This is a genomic window from Shewanella surugensis, from assembly GCF_023284005.1.
In the GTDB taxonomy this organism is placed as follows: Bacteria; Pseudomonadota; Gammaproteobacteria; order Enterobacterales; family Shewanellaceae; genus Shewanella; species Shewanella surugensis.
The window spans coordinates 1-1341 of the sequence record NZ_JAKIKS010000312.1 but is presented as its reverse complement, the minus strand read 5'-3'; the positions used below and the strand labels follow the sequence as shown (position 1 = coordinate 1341).

Below are 1341 nucleotides of genomic sequence, written 5' to 3'. Positions count from 1 at the left end.
CGGTGCGCCAAGTCAGCGAAATAAGCTAAAAAAGGCGAGTTGGGACGATGATTACAGGGCAAAAGTTTTCTTTGGTTAATTATCCGACAAAGTATGCTCCCGCCCTGGCTTACTCTCCTGAACTCAATATTATTGAAATACTGTGGAAGAAGATCAAGTATGAATGGTTATCCTGCCATGATTTTATTACTTTTGATGCACTCAAAGAGAGTGTAAAAAACATAATGAGCAACTATTCATCAAAATACGCGATAACTTTTAATTAAGCACTTAGTACAGTTATTTAGTCAAATACCCCCATAAAAAGTAACCAAACAGGAAAAATAAAATAAGGGTAATTATTAATATTTTTATTGGTTGAGTTAATAATATTTTTCTTTTAAAAGCATAAATAAGCCATAATATACACAGTATGGTATGTGTTAATATAAAAGGAGTTGCTCTCAGGTAGTTAAAATAATTTAATCCTGACAACTTCTCTATATTTGCAAAGTACAAAGGGTATTCAATAAGCCTTAAAAGACCAATAGTAGCAAATGATAATAATGCAAAAACAATATCATCTAAATGAAGAGCATAGTTGTTTTTTGATGCATGAAAAATGCCAATAATAATAAAAGTGGTTCCAGTTAAAGAAAAGTTAATAAATAAAAACATTTCAACACTTGTAAAATGGTTTTGGTAATCTTTTATTGAAAGATCGTATAAATTCACATAGCTTGTTATAGTACAAGGAATATTACTATACCTATAAAGTAACCATTGACTTTATGTGCTTTAGAATAAATGTTTTTTTTTGAACTAAATATCCGATACCCTATTAATACTTGTAATAACAAAAAAATAAGAATATTGAACTTAATGCTGCATGTAAAACATATATAAAATGATCTGTTATTATAATGTTATTATGTTCATATTCATGAGACAGCCATTTCCCATTGTAGAGGTAATTTATCCATTCAGCTCCAATTGGGATATAAGTCACTATAAAAACAAATAGCAAAAATGGCTTTGCTAATTTTTTTTGTTTTGTCGTTATCCCTATTACATTTTTTTTCATTATGACCTCATTGGTACAAGCGTGCTGTATATTCTATTGAATATTATTCATAATAGACTATTTCCTTATTTCATCTTCTAACAATACTTTGGACATTTTTACGCTGCGATAGCTCCATAGCAACTGAATAGCTCATAGGTGTCCATAACTTTCTCATCACTCCACGGTTGTAACCGTTCACCAGGCCCCTATTGACAATAAATACCGCGATCTTATTAAGATCGCAATGACCACTTGAACGATCGTTTTTTGGTGTCATCATGCTGACATGAAAAAGA

Annotated in this window: 2 protein-coding genes and 1 pseudogene; 1 reads left to right on the top strand and 2 read right to left on the bottom strand. The window is 30.6% G+C overall.

All coding sequences use genetic code 11. The annotated features are described in order from the left end of the window. Window positions 1–110: 110 nt before the first annotated feature. Window positions 111–266, top strand: a pseudogene (locus tag L2764_RS27210) (transposase); the annotation flags it as partial. Between the two features lie 13 nt (window positions 267–279). On the opposite strand, the gene L2764_RS27205 reads toward L2764_RS27210, so the two are convergent. Together L2764_RS27205 and L2764_RS27200 are read right to left on the bottom strand one after the other, a co-directional pair. Further along, on the bottom strand, window positions 280–714 hold the full coding sequence (locus L2764_RS27205) for a hypothetical protein (protein WP_248943453.1): 435 nt from the start codon (window positions 712–714) through the stop codon (window positions 280–282). 419 nt (window positions 715–1133) lie between these two features. Continuing rightward, a partial coding sequence (locus tag L2764_RS27200; protein WP_248943452.1) for a hypothetical protein occupies window positions 1134–1341 on the bottom strand: 208 nt, incomplete at its 5' end.